The 19,931-nt window shown below is 62.3% G+C and carries 9 protein-coding genes; 3 read left to right on the top strand and 6 right to left on the bottom strand.

The window, feature by feature from the left end; all coding sequences use genetic code 11:
* From M0814_RS01120 to M0814_RS01135, 4 genes are all read right to left on the bottom strand, one after another.
* Positions 1-747 carry a GntR family transcriptional regulator gene (locus M0814_RS01120; protein ID WP_003225618.1) on the bottom strand — a complete coding sequence of 249 codons (747 nt, stop codon included), beginning with the start codon at positions 745-747 and terminating at the stop codon, positions 1-3.
* Between the two features lie 275 nt (positions 748-1,022).
* Positions 1,023-1,991, bottom strand: a complete 969-nt coding sequence (locus M0814_RS01125; protein WP_103486391.1) for a Gfo/Idh/MocA family oxidoreductase — start codon at positions 1,989-1,991, stop codon at positions 1,023-1,025.
* A 25-nt stretch (positions 1,992-2,016) separates the two neighbouring features.
* The gene (locus M0814_RS01130) at positions 2,017-2,904 is read right to left on the bottom strand and encodes a Dyp-type peroxidase (protein ID WP_003225622.1); all 888 of its coding nucleotides are present in this window, start codon (positions 2,902-2,904) and stop codon (positions 2,017-2,019) included.
* A gap of 232 nt (positions 2,905-3,136) precedes the next feature.
* Positions 3,137-4,174, bottom strand: coding sequence for an AraC family transcriptional regulator (locus M0814_RS01135; RefSeq protein WP_103486392.1), 1,038 nt, complete (start codon positions 4,172-4,174; stop codon positions 3,137-3,139).
* 210 nt (positions 4,175-4,384) lie between these two features.
* Here M0814_RS01135 and M0814_RS01140 point away from each other — a divergent pair, with 210 nt between their 5' ends.
* The 3 genes from M0814_RS01140 (at position 4,385) to M0814_RS01150 (ending at position 6,054) form a co-directional block, all read left to right on the top strand.
* Positions 4,385-5,332, top strand: coding sequence for a transporter (locus tag M0814_RS01140; protein WP_103486393.1), 948 nt, complete (start codon positions 4,385-4,387; stop codon positions 5,330-5,332).
* Positions 5,333-5,603: 271 nt separating this feature from the next.
* Entirely contained in the window at positions 5,604-5,795 is a 192-nt protein-coding gene (locus M0814_RS01145; RefSeq protein WP_003225628.1) for a hypothetical protein, read from the top strand.
* Positions 5,785-6,054 (top strand): type II toxin-antitoxin system RelE/ParE family toxin, encoded by a 270-nt coding sequence (locus M0814_RS01150; protein ID WP_045122487.1) that lies wholly within the window; start codon positions 5,785-5,787, stop codon positions 6,052-6,054. Before M0814_RS01145 ends, M0814_RS01150 begins: the two co-directional genes overlap by 11 nt.
* A gap of 65 nt (positions 6,055-6,119) precedes the next feature.
* On the opposite strand, the gene M0814_RS01155 is transcribed toward M0814_RS01150, so the two are convergent.
* The gene (locus M0814_RS01155; RefSeq protein WP_103486394.1) at positions 6,120-18,617 is read right to left on the bottom strand and encodes a filamentous hemagglutinin family protein; all 12,498 of its coding nucleotides are present in this window, start codon (positions 18,615-18,617) and stop codon (positions 6,120-6,122) included.
* Between the two features lie 191 nt (positions 18,618-18,808).
* Positions 18,809-19,921 (bottom strand): substrate-binding domain-containing protein, encoded by a 1,113-nt coding sequence (locus M0814_RS01160; protein ID WP_103486395.1) that lies wholly within the window; start codon positions 19,919-19,921, stop codon positions 18,809-18,811.
* Between the last annotated feature and the right edge of the window lie 10 nt (positions 19,922-19,931).

Consider the following 19,931-nt stretch of genomic DNA (forward strand, 5'->3'; position numbering starts at 1 on the left):
TCACGCCCCTTTTTGCCGGTCGATCCGCAGGCGGTACTGGAACGCATCGCCACGGTAGTAAAGGTGTTCGAAGTCCAGCGGCTGGCCGTTGGCGTCGTGGGTCAGACGTTCGATGCGCATGATCGGCGAGCCGGCCTCGACGTTCAGCGCCTGGGTCAGGTCGCTGTCAGCCAGCACCGCGTCGATCGCCAGATCGGCATGACCGAGGGCGATGCCGCAGTCGTTTTCCAGAATCAGGAAGATGTCGCGAGTCACCAGATCGGCCTTCTCCAGCCGTTCGCCGACGGCTTTGGGCAGGTAGGTGATTTCCAGCGATATAGGCTCGCGGTTGATCAGTCGAACGCGTTTGATCTGCGCCACGGTCTCGCCTTCGGCGACTTGCAGGCGCTCGGCGACACGTTTGTCGGCGGGGATGAATTTGAAGCTGCGCAGACGGTTGATCACCTCGTAGCCGCGCCCGGTCATGGACTCGGCGAGGCCTTGCAGGCTGCTGACGTTTTGAAAGGTTTTCGGCTTGGCGACGAAGGTGCCTTTGCCATGGATCTTGAAGATCAGCCCTTCTTTCTGCAGATCACCCAGCGCCTGGCGCACGGTGATGCGGCTGACTTTGAACAGCGTGCCGAGTTCGCTTTCGGACGGCATCTGGCTGTCTTGCGGGTATTCGCCATCAAGAATGCGTGCGCGCAGGACGTCGCGCAGTTGGGTGTGCAGCGGGACACTGGGTAAGGAGAGGACGTTATCGGTCATCAGGGATCACTTGTCATAACGAGTTATGACGTGATCTTAGAGACGTTATGACAAGCTTGAGAAATATTGTTTGGGCATAACCTTAGAGCTGAGCGCAGAACATGAAGATCAGTCTGATTCTGTGGCGAGGGAGCTTGCTCCCGCTGGGCAGCGAAGCGGCCCTAAAACCCGGCTGTCGCAGCCCATCGGGTGTACCGAGGAGCATGGTTTACGACTGCTGCGCAGCCGAGCGGGAGCAAGCTCCCTCGCCACAGGGTTGTGGTTTAACGCGTAAATCAGTGGCGTTTGAGGATCTGGTCCATCACCCAATCAGTTTTGAGGGCTTGTTCGGCGACAGCGGGATGTTGCGAATCGCCACGGATATGCGCGTTCATGCCGAGGACGTGGTGCCACTGAATGTGTTCGTGATGGGGGATTTCCAGACTGATCTGTTCGTCGGCAAATAGCTGGACCGGATGCTCATCGAATACGGAAAAACTGATGCGCCCTCCACTGCCGATAATCTCCACCCGGTCCTCGCGCCGATCCGCGACAAAGCTCCAGCAGCCCATGCCCAGTGCTCCGCAGGCGAAGCGCCAACTGGCGCTGACCGCGTCTTCCGCCGCATACAAACCAGCCTGGCGCGCGGTGAAACCGGCGACTTCGACGATATCGCCGAGCAGGTACTGAAACAGGTCAAAACCATGGCTGGCCAGGTCGGCAAAGTAACCGCCACCGGCCACGTTCGGGTCGGTTCGCCAGTTGGCGCTGCCGTCCAGATCCGCCGCCGAGGGGGCCTTGGTCAGCGTCCAGCTCAGGTGCCGCACCTCGCCGATGCGGCCCTGCGCCAGCCATTGGCGCACTTGGGCAAAACGCGGCAACGAACGGCGGTAGTAGGAAACGAACAGGTGCAAACCGGCGGCGGCAAACGCCTGCTGCATCTCACGACTCTGCCTGGCGTTGAGCGCCATCGGTTTCTCGACGCAGCAATGCTTGCCGGCGGCGGCGACTTTCAGGCTGTAGGCGTGGTGACTGTCGGGGGGCGTGGCGATGTACACCGCGTCCACCTCGGGGTCGTTGATCAGCGCATCGACATCGGTGTAGACCCGGGCGATGCCGTGGCGCGCGGCGTAATCGGACACCGCTTCAAGGCGGCGGCCCATCACCGCCACCAGCGCCGAGCCGGGTGCCTTGTAGAAGGCCGGCCCGCTCTTGCGTTCCGTGACGCCGCCGCAACCGATCATGCCCCACCGCACCACGTCCATGCTCAACTCCCTTGGTTTGAAACACTCAGCCGATGCGCAACGCGCGCAGATCGAGGTGGCCGTCCTTCAGCGGCGGGCACCAGTAATAGCCGCCGGTGATCGGCCGGCTGATGCGATACAGACCGTCAGTGATGCCGTCTTCCAGACCGCTCATGCGCCGCAGCTGGGCTTCGAAGGCGTCCAGCGAAACACCGAACGCGAGGAACATCAGACCGGCACGCTCGCCTTCGATCCACGGCATCGAACGACGCACGACGAAGGCTTCGGGGGCGAAGCTTTCCTGGGCGGTACGTTTGACGTGGGCGGAGACCGGCGCGTCGTCGATCTCTTCGTTATCGCTGAGGCGACGGCCCATGATGTTGTCCTTGTCTTCGGCGGACAGCTTGTGGAAACCCTTGAGGTCGTGCTGCCACTGCTGGATCGCGGCGAAACTGCCACCGACCAGACCATCAGCGCCCTCGCCCAGCAACGCGGCGGCAATCGCGGCGTCATCGTGCGGGTTTTCGGTGCCATCTTCGTAGCCGGTCAGGTCATGGCCGTCCTTGTGGCGAAAGGTTTCCTGGGCCTGGACCAGACGCAGCGCCGGGGCCAGCGCGGCTTCGAAGGCGTTGCAACGATTGAGCAATTCACCACGGTCGACACCGTGCAGCCAGACCCACAGTGCGTGCTGGGTCGACGGGTTTTCCACGCCGACGCCAGTCATGGCCGGGAAGCTGCGCAGGCCGTCGATCTGCACATTCAGGGCCTTGGTCAGGGATTCACCGAAACCGATCACAGCCGATTTGCCGTCCACCAGATTCATCAGGTTGTCGATCGCCTGCGGCAGTGCGGCTACCGACTCAAGGGCGAAAAACAGGTGACGTGCTTGCGCAGGAACAGGGGTGGCGAGAATGCCCGGCTGGTAGTAACTCATGTGAACTCCTTGGGAAAGTGCGCGGGAGTTTACCTGTAGCCGGAGGGTTTGTGGGGTTGAAATACTGGTGAGTGGCGCACGGAAGCCTGTGGCGAGGGAGCTTGCTCCCGCTCGGGGGCGAAGCACCCGCAAACCCCGCCGGCAAGGTGTGTCTGGAGGAATGGCGTGGCAGGTTTTGGGTCTGCTGCGCAGCCCGGCGGGAGCAAGCTCCCTCGCCACAGGGGACCGATGTCTAAGCGGTGCTTGCATCCTGGCGCCACGCACTCGGGCTCATCCCCGTCCAGCGCTTGAACGCTCGGCGAAAACTGCGCACGTCGCTGTAGCCAACCTCTTCGGTGATACGTTCAATCGGCATCTCAGGATTGGCCAGCAGACTCATGGTCCGCGCCTGACGCACCTGTTCCAGCAGCGCCTCGAACGTCAGTGCATGCTCGGTCAAACGGCGGCGCAGGGTGCGGCTGCTCATGTTCAGGTCGCCGGCGATTTTTTCGATATGGCTGCCCCGGCTCAAGTCCCGGGCAATCGCCCGTTCCACTGTCTGAATCAGATCGAGTTTCTGGTGCACCTGCGCCGCTTCCAGCTCCAGCAAGGCAACCGCCTGACGCAGCGCCAGCGAATGATGATTGGGCAGATTGACGTCCAGCCACTGGACATCGATCAGCATGCGATTGTGCAGGCAGCCGAAACGCACATCGGGCCCGAGCAAGCGGTGGTATTCGCTCAGATAATCCGGCGCGGCGTGCACGAACTCCACGGCAATCGCCTTGAACTCATGGCCCACCAAGGCCCGGCCATACACCAGCAGGCTGGCGAAAAACTCTTCGACGGCGAACACCTGCACATCGGCGAACGGCAAGCGACATTCGGCATCGAGGTGCACCTGGTCACCGACTACATCGACACTGGACACCACGATTCCGCCGGAGGTGTGCTGGTGGCGGATACCCAGGGCAAAGGCATCGCGCAAGGTCTTGCACAGCGACAGCACGTGCCCGAGCAACCCCAGCGTACCCAACACATTCTGCGCCCCGACCCACAGCCCCAGCCCCTGATTGGGCAGCACTTTGAGCGCGCGTTGAATCATCGCCACGGCCTGACGGTAGGAAATGCGTTGCGCCGGATCCTGCAGATCTTCAAAGGTGAACCCCAGGCCACGGCACAGGCTTTCGGGGTCGATGCCTTTGTTCTGCGCGACTTCGGCGAGGGTTTGCAGGAGAAACGGCGAGACCAGCGCCAGTTCAAAAGTGGGGTCTTGGACTTTTACGTTCATGGGGACTGACATTCCGGATCACGCTTGATTGTTATTTTTGTAACCGGTTATGTCGAAGGAAGTTAGCACAGGGTTGGCCGACTGTCCGCAGAAGCCCCCCTAACTGTCCGCCAATACCCTGCCCCGTCGCACGCCAAGCGCTTATTTCTATGGTGCCGGACGTTCTGCGTACCGGCGCCACGTCCCAACACAATAATAATGAGGACAGCCATGAGCCCGAACCGCGCCACATTCCCCTTGCGTCTGGCACTGACTCTGCTCGGTTGCTCCGCGGCCCTGCCGGCCCTGGCCACCGAAGCCGGGGTCGACAACATCGGCCCCGGCACCGACGGGTTCTTCATGCTGCCGCTGGAGGTCGACAGCCTTCCGGAGAACATGGTCGCGTTCAACCTCTACTACAACCATTACAAGTCGACGAAGCTCAACATCAGCTCGTTGGGCGGCAAGGTGCCGAATGTCGAGATCGAATCGACAGCGGTGATCCCGCGTATTGATTACCTGAGCCCGGTGCGGGTGTTCGGCGGACGTCTGGCCGGCTACATCGCCCAGCCCTGGCTGAAGCAGGAAGTCTCGGTCTACGGCCTCAGCGATACCCGCGAAGGCATGGGCGATACCACGATTGCGCCGATCATCCTGTGGGACATGGGCAAGAACCTGACCCTCGGCGCAGCCCTTGAAGTCACGGTGCCCACGGGGGAATACAGCGTCGATCGGCTGGCCAACACCAGCAACAATTTCTACACCTACAAGCCGCTGTTTTCCTTCACCTGGCTGCCGACCGACAAGACCGAAGTGTCGATGAAGACCACCTACAGCTTCAACGAGAAGAACAAGGACACCGACTACAAGTCCGGGCAGATCTTCCACTTCGATTACTCGGCCAGCTACAAGATCACCGACGATGTGATGTTCGGCCTCAACGGCTACTACCTCAAGCAGACCACCGACGACAAACAGTACGGCCACACTGTGCAGTTCGCCGGGCAGGATGTGGACGACGGCGTGCGCGGCCAGGTGTTCGCGATCGGCCCGGCGTTGCACCTGACCTTTCTCAAGTACGCCAGCGCGGAGATTCGCTGGGCCAAGGAGTTTGACGTGGAGAACCGGCCGCAGGGCGACATGCTCTGGGCCAAGGTCAGCATCCCCTACGCCTTCTGAACTGCGCCGCCATTCCATTGTGGGAGCGGGCTTGCTCGCGAAAGCGGTCTGTCAGTAACCAATACGTTGCCTGACACGGCGCTTTCGCGAGCAAGCCCGCTCCCACAGATGTGATGAAGCCTACAGGCCCCGTGGAAATGCCCACCTGATCCACGGAAACGTCTGACTGCGTTATCAATCGCCCCAATGGATACTGGGCACTTCGTCCTGCCAGTGACGACAGCGAGCCACATCCCCCTTAGACTGCTTCACATTGATCATGGAGGTCACTATGAGCGCCGAACTTTCACTTATCGTTTCAGACTTCGAAACCCCAGAGCAGGCCGCCAGCTACGATCGCTGGTTCCGGGCACAGGTACAGGCCTCGATGGATGATCCGCGGCCCAACATCCCCCACGAGCAGGTGATGGCCGAGATGCGCGCCCTCATCGAATCGAAACTCAACAAAAACAGTGCGGGTTGACTGGCGACCTGAAGCTCGCACTCAACTCTGGCAAACCCTGAACTACATCGCTGACCGTAACGCCGTTGCGGCCAGTCAACTGAACGCCGCCATCGAAGCGGCTACCTCCGCCCTCCCACTTCACCCCTACCTTTATCGCTTCGGCAAGGTCGCCGGTACACGGGAAATCGTTGTCCATCCCAACTACGTCGTGGTTTATCGGGTGACCGACCGGATCGAGATTCTCAACCTTTTGCACGCTCGACAAGCGTATCCCTAAGCTTTCCCCACCCACACAAAAAAAGGGCGACCCACCGGCCGCCCAAAGTACTACACGAGAGTCTTTTACAACGTCAGCTGGCCCCGCTCCTCCTCGGTCAACTGCTGTTTCGCCTGTTCATCCAGCGCCCCTGCCCCTAGCACCTGCACCGGGCTGTTCGGGTTGTATCCGGTAGCCGGGGCACGGTTGGCGCCATCCCGGGTCGGCGCCAGCTGTTCGTTGCCGAAGCTCAACACCTGCACGGTAAACACCGACGCCTGATTCTGCCGCGCGGCCGCCTGCTGCTGACGCGCCACATCTTCCGCCGCTTGCGTGGCCGAAGAGGCGGCGGAGCTGGCCGAGGTAATCGCCCCGGTGTTCACCGCGGCCACCACCGGTACGCCACTGGTCTTGCCCTGCACCGCGATGTTGGCGGCGTTGACCACGGTCAGCGCGGCGATGTTGACGTTGCCCGAAACACGAATCCCCGCCTCCCCTGCATCGATGGTGCCCAGCGGTGCGATCAGGTCGATGTCGCCGGGTGCCACTTCGGCGATCGGATTGAGTGTGGCGATACCCGCGCCGGTGCTCGGCACCGATGGCGACAGGGTCACGTTGCCCCAAGTGTCGTACACGCGTTTCGGTGGGGTGTAGACCACCGTGGTTTTCGAGCCGCGACCGGCGTTGATGTCGCCCTCTGCCGACCAGCCCAGGATCGAGCCGCCGAAGGTGGTCATGATCCGGCTCTGGCCGAGCAAAATACTGCCCTGCGAATACAGCTGAATGTTGCCCGAACCCTGAGTGATTATCCCCGCCGTCGACGGTGGCGCCGCGCCTTCGATGCCGAACACCTGACCGCCGCCCGGCGTGAGCATCTGAATGTCGCCGCCGAACAGGGTCTTGACCCCGGCACCACCGTACAGCGTGATGTCGCCGTCGTAGCGGAGCGGATTGCCCGCCACATCGGTGCTCGGGAACAGTGCGGCGATGGCGTTGCGACCGCGCAGATAACTGCCTTTGCGTGGGCCGTCAGCGTCGTTGTATTCCAGGCCGCCGGCGCGCAGTTCGGCGAAGTACACCTGGCGAGCGAAGATCGCCTGCTCGGCACTTGGTAGCGCGGCATAGAACGCCTGTGCCTGCTCTGCGTTGCCGCTGAAGCCGTAACCGAGGGTCAGCCAGCTCTGCAACTCGTCGAGGTAGGTCTTGACCACTTTGCCCGGCTGGCCGTTGAGAGAGGCATTCGGATCAGCAAGGTTTTGCGGGTTCAGGTAACGGGCGATGAACCTTGTGTAATCCGGCCCCTGCGCGCCCACGCCCGCCTGCAATACCACGCTGGCGCCAGGCCGCGAATACCCGGCCACTATCGCGCCGAGGCTGGTAATGCTGGCGCGGTTTTCCATCAGGATGTTGCGCCCGGCATTAATGTCCAGCGTGCCGGGGCCGGCGATGTCGAAGCTGCTGTAGAGAATGTCGCGGCCCGCCGACACCCGGGATATATCTCGCGGGTCGTTATGAACGAACAGGTTGCCGGTCGAGGTGATGCCTTCCCGACCCACGCCCATCTCATCGGGCTGCACGGCTGTCGGTTGGCCCAGGTTGGTTCCGGATGCCACGATGTCACGTCCGGCAATCATCCAGACAGGGCCTGCTGCTTCGTACCAAGTGCGTTTGGAGGTATCGAAACTCAACGTCTCGCCACTGCGGATCCCCACCAGATCGCCGCTCAAGGCATAGAACCGTGCCGGCCCTTGCACATCATTCAAACCGGAATAGCTGTCGGGCCCAAAAGCGAACAATGGGTAACGCGAATTACCGTCCGGTTTCACGCCGTCACTGCCGTAGTTGCTCTTGAGTGGCGTGTTGGGGTTATTGCTGGCAAAGGCCAGGAATGACGGCCTGAATGGCGTAGCGATGGCTAGCGGACTGGCACCCGACTGATTGATCGCATAGCCGCCGGCGTAGATCGAGTCACCGGCCAACAGTTCGAGTTGTCCGGATGTCGAAGGGGCCAGTAACAGTGAATAAGCGGTTGTCCGTGACAAGTCCCGCTCGCTGTAAGCCGCCGATGGCCCGGCATAAATCGACCCCTGCGCAGCCACAGCCCGAAAAATCGACGGGTACACAAAACGTCCATCGGTGGGCGACGAATTGGCGCCGCTCACAGGGGTGAGATTGGCGTCTGCCTCGGCCAATTGAGTACTCGGCGTGAGATTGCCTCCAGCGGAAAAAAGATTGATGGCGGTGTGATCCGTCCACAGCGAAAAGCCGCTCAGGATGCCGCCAGTGCGGATATTGCCGTTGTCATCAAGCAGTGGCGTGGCATTGAGCAGACGCACACGTCCGGGATCTGCCGCACCGCCCAACACCAGGTCTCCACGGGTACCGAGGCTCATGCCGGAATCGCCGGGAATCAGCACCAGGCCACCGGAGGCGTTGCTCGTCGTCGAGGTGAAAGGATCCAGCGGTCGGGTTTCACGGACATCATGCAACTGCGAGTTGGCACCGTATTGCAGATTGATGCCGCCCAGTGCCCCTCCGGTCAATTGCGCCGCACCGCGCAAGTTGATCAGTGCGCCTTGCAGGTCGTGCCTCGGCGGCTGAGTCCCGTTATCCCCGGCCCGCGCTTGCAGCGATGGATTGAGTGCGCCGCCGAGGTGAATGTCCATATCGCCACCGCCGGTCATCTGCATGCTGCCATCGTCGGCGACACGCCCGGTGCTGCCCACGGCAACGATCAGCCCTTGGCTGCGCGGATAATTGACCGCATCGCCCAACGGTTTGAGCATCCCGGCATCGCCACCGGCACGCAGGCTGATGTTGCCGCCGCCCAGGGTGCCGAATCCGGTGAAGCCGACCAGGTAAGGTTCGGTATTACTGTCAGGCGTCATCAACCGAGTAGCATAACTGCCAAAGTTGATCCACCACGCTGCGGGTACATCCGGGTTGCCCGTGCCTTGGCGCCACAGCCAGTTGCCCACTGACGCACTGGCGATCTGTTCGCGGAAACCGCCATTCACCGATTGTGCTTTCGTGCCGACGGAATCACCGGAGACCGAGCCACCGGCATTGATTGTCAGGTTGCCGCCCATCTGCGGATACCAGGCCTGATAAAGGCTGTCGCTACCGCCGTCGACCCATTTTTCATAAGCGGCACCGGCGCTGCCCAACACCGAATTGCTGTCCGACAGATGCCCACGTTTCTGGTTGTACAACGGATCGACGTTCGCTGATTGAGTGCCGGCGGTATAAACGCCGAACGGTGAATCCATGCTCAGGTTGCCGGCAGCCATGAGATCGAGATCGCCTGTACCGGTGCGCAGCACACTGAACATCTGACTGTGGGCCTTGGCGGTTGTGCCGGGATTATTGCCGATGCAGAACTCCGGATAGATTTCACAAAGGATCTGATACTCCTCGGGAACGGGTTCGTAGTCAGGTCCCAGACCATTGCCCGGCGCCCAGACCCAACGTGCCATCGGCACACAGAGCCCTTCCACCTGCGCACAGATCTCCAATTGGTCATCGGGCACAGGGTAATATCCCGGAAGGTCATACGGATTGTCTGGTGCCCACACGAGTATCCCCGTTGCCTGGGTAAGCGTGACACCGTAATGAGTGTCCGCCAGCCGCAGATTGCCATCGGTGGTGACAGGCTTCACGGCACGGCTGTCGGCCGCAGCAAGATCTGCACCGGCGACCACGCGCATCGACCATGAGGCACTGCCCGACGGCAGCATGCTGGCCAGCGCCCAGTTCTTGCCCTGTTGTGTGCCGTTGAACGGCCGCAACTCGATCAGCGAAGTGCCTTCGGCGAGCTTCACATCGGTCATCGACGGAATCAGCGAACCGCGCAGCAAGGCCAGTTCGCCCTTTAATTTCACCCCGGCGAACGTAGTCAGGTCTGCATCGTAAACGCTGGGCAACGGCACACCCTTGGGCCAGTTCATCGCTTGCAGGGCGGTGGCCTTGTTCAAACGGATGCCGGCACCCAGGCGTGTGTCGGCAGGCAATGTCACGCTGTCGCTGAGCAGCGTACCGGCGGCGTAGAGCAGATGACCGTTGCTGTCGTGGATCGCCCCCGCCAGCACGGTGCCGGCGCTGAAGGTATACGCCTCAGCCAACACTGCCTGAGTCGGCAGCAACGTGCCGCTGGCCAACACCGCGCCCTGAATGGTCACGTCGTAATTGAGCGTGACGCCTATCGGGAACTGCGTGCCTTCGGCCAGCGAAACGCCGCTGCCCGGCACAATCAGATCGCCACCGAACGGCTGCACACCGGCAATCAGTTTCCACCCGGCGTCATCCTGAGTTTCCGGTGGCGGCGCGAAGCCGTCATTGATGCTGCCGTAAATATCGAGGTTGCCACCGGCACGAATCACCAGGCTGCCCGCTTCCCCGGAACCATATACGGAGGGGTTCAGCTGCGTGTGCGGATTGAGACTGGCGTAGCGGTAACCGGACAAATCCAGATCGCCCTCCACCACCAGATCACCGTCGGCAGTCTTGCTGGCGATCTCCACACCGGGCCGCAAATGGAACGCATCGGCATACTTGGCGTTGTTCAACCCGGCGAGTTTGCGTTGCAGCAGATCGTTATTGCCCAGTGCGGCGTTGATAAAGTCGTTGCTGTCGCCATGAATGCGCTCGAGCATGGCCTGATCAATCACCTGATACGGCCGGCCACTGACCGCCGGATCGACACCATCGCGGGCATCGGTGTAGCGGCGCATACCGTTGAGGCCGATGGAGCGAGCGCCCTGAATGGTCAACACACCACTGGCGTCGATGGCGATGTCATTGCTGCCCAGACGCGGCGCGTTCAGCTCCAGCGTACCGCGCAGCATTCCATCGTGTTGCCCGGCAAGGAAACCGGGCACGGCATCAGTGCCGTGGCGCAAATCGATCCGCGCGCCGTTGTCCAGCGTGAGCAAACCATCGCCGGAACTCAGTTCAACCGTGGCACGGTTCGGCGCATCGATGATCTCGCCGTAGCTGTCGACCCGCAGCACGCGACCATGGGCATCAAGCACGCTATTGCCAGCCAGCGTCAGGCCATTTTTCGCCGACAGACGAATGCTGCCGACACGCTCGCCACTGGCATCGATCAGACCGGTCGCCGTCAGGCTGCCATTGTCCACCGAGACATTGACCTCGCTCGCCTTAAGGCCATCACCGATCACCAGGTTGCCTTGCTTGAGCTGCAAGCTGCGGCTGCCGAACACCTGACCTGCATTCAAGCGCTGGTTGAGCGCGGCGAACTGCTCGGTGGCGTCACCTCCCAGGCGCTGCGCGCGAATGTCCACGCCACCGGCCTTGTACGGCACCAACGTGCCCCCGGCGTCAAAGTAACCGCTGCTGCCGCCGACAATCTCGCCTTGCAGATCGACCATCCCGGCCGCATCGGCTAAGGCTACGACGCTGAGACTACCGGCCTGATTATTCTTCGCCGACAGATCGATCCGCGAGCCCGCGGCCTGACGGATATTGCCGTTGGCGCTGTACAGCGATACGTCGCCGCCCCAGCTGTATTTGCTGACATCGTTGAACGGCAAGGTCCGCCCGGCCATGTCCAGCACGGCACTAGTGCCCAGCGTCAAATCGCCCTCGGACTTGACGGTCAGCTTGCCGCTGGCCAAGGCGATACGGCTATCGAGCACGACATCGCGGGCTTCAAGATTCAACTCCGCACCCAAAGCATTGGCCACCCCGGCAGCCCCGGCGCCGCTGAGCGTGAGGCTATTACCGGCCTTGAGCAGGCTGACCGATGCCGCCTCACCGGTGAGCAACGGCGTGCGCAGGTTCAGATTGCCGCCACTGTAGCTGTAACCCTTGAGCGGATCGTACGCGCCCTGCTCCTGATACACCGCCAGGCTGCCCTTGTGATTGGCGGTGATGCGCTCGCTGGCGCTGAGGTTGACGTTGGCAAAACCCAGCGCCAGACGATTGTTCTGATCCAGACCGCTGGCCTGAGGCATCGGGCCGTAACCCAGCTCGATCCGCTGGGCCTGAATGTCCAGCGTGCCACTGCCGGTGCCCGCACCACCCGTGATGACAGCGCCCGGGCTTTGGGTGGCGCCGTTCCAGATCAGGTTGGCAGTACGGATACTCGCCACATCGTTGGCATCGCCCAGACCGTAGATCGCCGGAGTGACCAGCAGCAGATTCTGCAGTTTGCTCTGGCCGGTCTGCGGATCGATCGTGTCGAGGCTGACGCTGCCGTAGAAATTGAAGGCGTCGCGAGTGGTCAGGCTCAGGGTTTCCAGCGCTGGAGCGCCATATTGGGTGTCACCGCGCAGCAGTCGGTCGAGTACATTCTGGTTAAGGGTAAGACCGGCCGGCACGCGACTGCCGGTCGCCGCCAGCGCGGCGGCGCTGCCGGCGTTGACCGAGCCCACAGTCAGCGCCAGTTGGCGCGTGCCGAAACGTACCGCCTCACCCAGTTCAAACTGATTGTCCGTCGCCGCCGTGATGCTGCCGTTCGAATAGAGCAGCGCCGGATCGTTGCAAGATGACGTGACACACGCGCCAATCCGGATGCTGCCCGCGCCGCTGATGCCGCTGGCCGCTTCCGGCGCCAGCACGTTGGTCCAGCCGTTGGACACCACCAACAGACTCGAGGCTTGCGGCTGGTAGAGGTAGCCGGACGTTGAATCGAAGGCCACATTGCCACGCCCCAGGGTGTTGATCCCGGCGCCCGCTTCGACCGTGATGCCACCGTTGGTCGAGGTGGTGCGCAGCACGACTTCCGGCGCTGACAGGATGGCCCCTTCGCGCAGCGTGATGTTGCTGGAGGTCCCCACGAACTTGATGATGTTGCCGGTCGTGTTGTAAATCACCTCCGGCAGCGCACCGAGCGTCAGACGTCCGGCATTGAGGTTGTTCAGCGTGTCGGCATACACCGACACGCCACTGAAACCCGGCGTCGGCGCACGCCCCGTACCGAGCACCTCAAACTCGGCGCCGGCGTAACCGCCGCGTAGCGCCGCCGTGCCGATCAGCCCACCCTCGGCGGCATCAAACAGTGCTCGCCCATCGAACTGCAACGCAGTCTCTTGCTTGCCACCCGTGCTCAGGCGCAGATCGAGCACCTTGCCGTCCATTGGCGCCAACGCACGGGGCACGCCACGCCGGGCGGCATCGCTGCGGATGAACTGGGTGAACGACGTTTCGTTGTACTGCGAGTAACGGCGCAACACGTCAGCCGACGTCAGGATCACCTGACTGGCCAGACTGTCGCGCAGTCCGGTATTGGCAATCGACATCTGCCCGCTACTGGTCCACGAACCGTTGCGCAACTGCAGCGCTGCCGTCGTCGCAGCCGGCGTCGCCTGACCATTGACCTCGACCCGGAACGCGCCCGGCAACAAGGCAAAAGTGGACGGCAGCAACGTGTAAGTCCCCGCTGCCAACCCCGGTACGCCAGCGCCAATAGTGACCTGCTGGCCGATGCGCGGATCGACCGCTCCGGCTTCGGCCAGGATCGGCGCGTAACGGCTCTGATTGCCCGGCACGATGGCGTAGACCGGGTTACTCGCCAGCCCCGGCAGACTGAAGGTGCCATCGGTGGCATTGCGCACCAGCGGATTGAAGCGCGCGTCGGTAGAACCGCCGCGTCCGGAAATGAAACCGGCGCCGCGAAGATCACCACCGCCGGACAGATCGATCAGCGCACCGTTCTGTACCTCGATGTATTGCCCACCGATCGCCACGCCGTTTTTATCGCCCGTGATGCCGTTCAACACCACCGATTTACCGTTGTAGAGATAATCGATGCCGTCCGTAGTGCCACCGTATGGCATGACCAGACCGGCGCCGCTGACCGACGTGGTGCTGCCCGACAGCAGTCGAATCTCATGACTGGTGGTCTGCAAATCGTCACCCAGAACAATCTTGCCCAACGGGGCCCGCACCACCCCGCCCTGCTCGATGTACGCCGCGGAAAAACTCAGATTGCCGAATACCGAGTACGGCACCTCAGCGGGTGCCGCACCGTGGCTGCTGATCCGCAGCGTATGGTCGGACACCGCAACGGCGCCCTGATAGCCAACGCGCACTTCAGCCTGGACATCACTGGCGGGATAGATTTGTGCAGCACCGAGGTTCAAGTCACCCGGCGTCCACAGCCGGGTTTTTTCGGCACCGTCGTTGGGCGCGAGGAAACGCAGATCGCCACGACTGTCGAGGTTCACCAGACCAAATGCCCGTCGGTCATACGCGAGCGCCGGCGCGCCGAGTTGCAGGATCGAACCCTGTGTACCGAACGACAGGCCATTGCCCACATCCAGCAGGTCGGCTGATGCGTTGAAGGTCGCGTCCGACAATTGTGTCGTCGGATTATTGGTCAATCGCGGCCGTATCAGGCCGAAGCCGGCGTGATAAGTGCCCACGCCGGACAGGCGCAGGTACGGCGCGCTCAAATCGACGCTGGTCGTACTCGCGGAGGCGTCGGCCAGCGACAACGCCCCGGCGTACAGCGTCAGGCTCTGGTTCATGTGCAGATTGACGTCGCCGTCAAACGACAGCAAACCGTTGCTCAACAGGCTCAGGTTATCGAAGCCGCCCGCCATCAGGCCGTCTGCGCTCAAGCGCGTCTGACCGTAACGCAGGCCAGCGGCGCCCTCGCCCGGACGCAGATCCTGCGCGAGCGGTTTGTCCGTCGGTGCCTGGCCAATGATCATCTCTCGCGGCGCCCGCACGGCATTGCTTGCCGAGTCAACGTACAGCGGTGTCTCAAGCGCAATGTCCAGACGACCGCCGGCAGCCCCGACACCGCCCGCCGCTGCACGCAGGTTGCCCTCAAGGAACAGGCCGTTGTAGGAACTCAGGCTGATCCGCCCGCCATCCGTCGCAACGCGGGTCGGCCCCTGGCCGGCGATATCCAGAACGGCCTCGGTGCCCGAGGCATCCAGCCGCGCGCCCGGACGTACAATCACGTAGGCATCGGCGGCCGTGGCAGTGGCCAGTTTCGCATCGATTTCACCGCCGAGGATGATGCTGCCACCCTTGCCGACCTGACCGTAAGTGCGGCCCAGCGCATCGACTGCCGTAGTGGCGCGTCCGGCGACATCCAGCACCGCCTGTTCACCGATCCAGATGGAACGGTCATGCGCGTTCGGATCGGCCACGACAATGGAGGTCGCCGGTTTGTTCGAACCAAACTGCTGCTGCCGGATATCAATCGCACCACCCCAGGCATTCAGTTCACCTTGCACGGTGATCTGCCCGGCACCGCGCAGCTTGATGCTCTGCCCCGGATCGACGCTGATCCGCGAACCGCGGCCCAGCGTCAACGTGCTGTTGGCGGCATCGATCAGACCGATCAGGCTGGCCCCGCCCTGCAAGGTCAGGCTGGCGCCGGCACGTTGAGTCAGCAGGCCCTTGGTCGGGTTTTCCTGGAACAGCGTCGGCGTCCACAGCTCCAGCGCCGTTTGCGGATCGACACCACTGACCTGATTCGGCGCGGCATCAGCGAAACGGTACACCGGCATGTGCACATCGATCGCCGTACCTTCACCAACGCCCAGCCCATTCAGGCCAATCAGGTTGTAGGCGGAAAAGCCCTTGCGCAACAGATCGGCAGACAGCTGCAGTGTATCGTCGGCCAGCGCCTTGTCGGTCTGACCGATGAGAATCCTGTTGGCCTGTACCGTCAGCGTGCCGCCGCCAGTGACACCGTAGCCACGCAGATCGCCCGCAAGGTTCAGATAGGTTTCACCGGGCGCCGAAATTGCACTGGATTCCAGCGTCAGGTCCCCGCCCTTGCCACCCCGGGTCTTGCCGTTGGCCAGCACAGCGCCGCCGGAGGAAACATCGAGCAGACTGCCTGCGCCCATATCGATGTCGCCACTGCTGCGGATCGACAGCAAACCGCCATTGAGGTACGCCAGACTCGCACCATCGTCCGGGTTGGTGCGCAGGTTGCTCCACACGCCACGGGTATCGAGTTGCACACCGTCGGCCACGTTGACCTGCGTCGCCTTGCCGACCTTCGCCGTGAGCCGAGTGTCAGCGGTGTCGCTACTGAGAAACTGATTGAGCACGTTGCCCAGACGCAGGCTACCGCCACGCGCGCTCAGGTCGGCGCCGATCTGCACATCCGGGGAATACAGGGTGATGTCACCACCGTTATCGACCGTCAGCGCGCCGTCAACAACCACCTGATCCCTGGCTGCAACCTTGAGGGCACCCAGGCGGACGCCGTTGAGTTGATTGTTATCGAGATACAACTTGCCCTTGCGCGACTCGGGCACTGCGGCGCTCAGGTTCAGATCACTGCCGGCGAGCGGACGCTCGCCACCAATCTGCACCTGATCCAGCGTCGGATTGAGGGTGTAGAGCAGGCCATTCGACGCCGCGACGAAGGTCGGGTCGTAACTGCCGACGATCAACTGCGCACGCCGGGCCAACGCGCTCTGGCTCTGCTGATAGCCGTCGAGCACCGGTTTCGGCGCCTGGTTCTGCCGTTCGCCCTGATACACCTCGCCGATCATTTGCCCGTCGAGTACGGCGTTGGCCGTGGCGATCACCAGTTGTCCGGCATCGCGGCCCACGGTGTAACCCGACTCGAAACGTGAACGCGGGGCAATCAGCGGGCTGTAGTAATAACGGGTCTGGCCCCAGCGTTGGCTGCTGTCTTCATAGCCTTTGTACAGGCCGGTGTAGAGCAGGTCCCCCGGCGCACGCGACACTTCATACAACTTGCCGTCGGCGCCACGCAGCCAGCTCTGGCGGATCTCGCCGCTCTGCACATCCAGGGTGCCGCCGGACAGGTTGATCAACGAACCTTTTTCCGTGACCACGTCGTTACCGGCAAAACTCACCGTGCCGCCCTGAGCCATCCATTCGCCGACGCTGTGGCCCTGAGTGCCGAGATAACCCCCGACTTCGAGCAAACCGCCCGCCGTGTACCAGCGATCCGTGGCGTAGCCGTTGGTGCCGGCCGGCACATACACCAGCTCGCGCACATCGACCCAGATGTCGTTGCTGTTGAGCGCGCCTTTCTCGCGGTTGACCGAGGCATCGCGCTGCTCATTGCCTTGCACGTTGATCTTGATGCTGTTGTTTTCCATCGCCACTTTGACGCCGAGGGCACCGGATACATCGATCATCGCGCCGTCGCGCACCAGGCTGCGGCGTTGTGCGCTGACCGCGACCTGGCCGCCGGTGGCCAGGGTGATCGAGCCGTTCTGGAACTCGACACTGCCGCCGCTCTGAATCTCGACGCGTGACTGATCGCCACGGATCCGGTTATTGGCCGTGACGCCCGTCAGCGCGGCCTGATGCTGGCTGTCGAGGGCCGTCAGGTCGCTGCTGTCGAGCATGATCGCCGTGGCACTGCCCTGTCCCAGCGTCACGCTGCCGTTAGCATCGGTGCTCGGGTTGGAGAGGTGAATCGTGCCCCGCGTCGCCACTGACGTGCTGGCGAGCAACACACCGTTCTGCACGACCTCGTGACCAGTCAGAGTGATGTCGCCGGTAGACGACTGGATCAGTCCGTTGTTAGTGACTTTGCCCGCAACGGCACCGGCCTTGAAACCCGGTATGACTTCGTTGCCGAATGTGGTGGACAGCGCATTGCCCTCAGTGCCCGAGCCTTTGCGGATGTAGAAACGGTCACCGGCGGCGAGCACGGTCTGGCCCTTGGCGGTGCTGATGCTGCCGTCGTTCTGTACGTCGCTGCCGAGCAGCAAGGCATAACCACCGGCAGCGGTGGACGATGCCGGCTTGTGGGTGTCGATGGAGGCACCGCGTTCCACCAGCACCTTGCCGGCGGCATCGGTGAAAGTCGGCTGGGTGCCGGTGCTGTCGAAATACAGCCCACGATCACGGAACTGGATATCGGTGATGTTGGCGGCAGCGGCCACCAGGTTGCGCACGTTGACCTGACTGCTGCCGCTGAACACGATGCCGTTACGGTTGATCAGCATCACCGTGCCGTCGCCCTTGATCTGGCCCTGGATCTGGCTGGCCCGGGCATTCGGATCGTTGACGCGGTTGAGCACCGCCCAGTTCGACTGCTGGGCGAAATCGACCGTGGTATTGCGACCGACGTTGAAGGTTTCCCAGTTTAGAATCGCCTTGTCGGCGGTCTGCTCGATTGTCACTGTGGTTTTGCCATCGACCTGGGTCTGCTGCGGGCCCTTCGCGTTCTGCCAGCCCTGGGTCAGGTTGTTGTCGACTTTCAAGCCACCCTCGCCCAGACCGTCCGGCACGAACTGCACCGTGCCCAACGCAGCAGCGCGTCCGGCCGCCTGCGCCGCTTGTTGCGCAGCAATCGCCGCGACCGTGTTATTCAAGGTCTGAATCGAGCGCTGCAACTGCGCATTAGCCTTCTGCTGCTGGGCCAATGGCGGTGTCATCCCCGGCAGGCCCCCCACGCTCGGACGCGCAGCCGCGGCCTGCTGCGCCGCACCCTTGGCGGCAAACCAGCTCGAACTGAACGCCGTTTGCGCCTGCGCACTGCCCGCCACCAGACACAACGCCACCGCGTGCGCCAACGGCTTGAGCAGCCACAGCGTCGGATCCATGACTTCACGTTTGGATGACAGAGCGTTGGTACGACGACGGGATGGGCGAGCGAGCATCACTACGAGATCCTTTTTTGATTGCCACATATGGCCGCAGGCGCGCAAAAACCTGCTGTTACGACATAGGCCGTTGGCGGAGGGCGCGACCGAACGGATGTCACACAAACTTCATGTTCGGCGTGTATTCGAGCCAAAAAAAATGACGGCAACCCGAAGGTTGCCGTCATCGGTGTTACGACCGCGCGAGCTTACAAAGGACGACCGATAGCGTTGCAGACGCTGGCGTTGTTGATGTCCAGGTTGTTGCCCGAAGTGTTGGTGATGAAGTTGGCGGTCACAGCGGTTTTCCAGGCATTAGGCACGGCGACGAACTTGTGGGCCTGGGTCGCAGTGTTGTTGCCCGGGTTGCTGTAGTGCTGGGTCAGGAAGGCTTTGACGTCCGCGGCCACGGCTGCATCCTTGTAGCACTGACCGAAGATGAAGTTGGTGTAGGCAGCCAGTTTGTAGCCCGAAGCCGGGTTAGCCACCACTGGCGACCAGTTGGCAGGGTTTGCAGCCTGGGCCGGGGTCGAAGGAGCGGACACCGACGACAGTGCGAGAGTGACGTTGAGCGAAGTTGGCTGAACGCCGTTAACGCGAGCAACAACAGCGTTGCTGGTGGCGTCGACACCGTCCGGACCGACATAACCGATCGAGCCGTCAACCGCGTTCACGGTAGTGGCGACATCAGAAGTGTTGGCGACGCCGACCCAGTTCGACGGCAGTGCCGAACCGGCTGGCAGACGCGCGTTGGTGAAGGTCGAGTTGGTGGCGAACTGAGTCGGGCAGACCGAGTTCAAGTGACGGCTGAGGATTTCCGAAGTGCCGCTGGAAACGTTGCGGTAGACAACGCGAATCGGCGTGGTGTCGGTCGTGCCGAGCAGTTGGCCCCAAGTGGTTTTGGCACCGGAGAAGGCATCGCACAGTTGAGCGCTGGTCAGGTTCAGCGCGGTCTGGCCGGCTTTTTTGTACGGGATGGCAACCGAAGTGGCCACCGACGGCAGTTGAATCAGCGGGCCGTACGAAGCGCCGTAGGTGGTGTTGTAGGTGCTGATTTCCGCAGCGCTGAGGATCGAGTCGCTACCGGCGAAGTGCACAGTACCGGTGGTGCCGAAGCCAGTGGCAACGTTGGTCAGGAAGGCAGTCTTGCCGGCACCGCTACCCACGGCGGCGTAGCTGAAGTTGGCAGGCAGGATGCTGTCGGCCGAACCTTTGTACAGAGCGGCTGGCAGAGTAGCGCCACCACCGGTAACGGCCATGGCTTGAGCGGAAGCCAGCGCGGCGACGGTCAGGGAAGCTGCGATCAGAGTGCGCTTGAACATGAAGAATCTC

This window comes from Pseudomonas sp. MWU12-2020 (assembly GCF_023100605.1).
In the GTDB taxonomy this organism is placed as follows: domain Bacteria; phylum Pseudomonadota; class Gammaproteobacteria; order Pseudomonadales; family Pseudomonadaceae; genus Aquipseudomonas; species Aquipseudomonas fluorescens_H.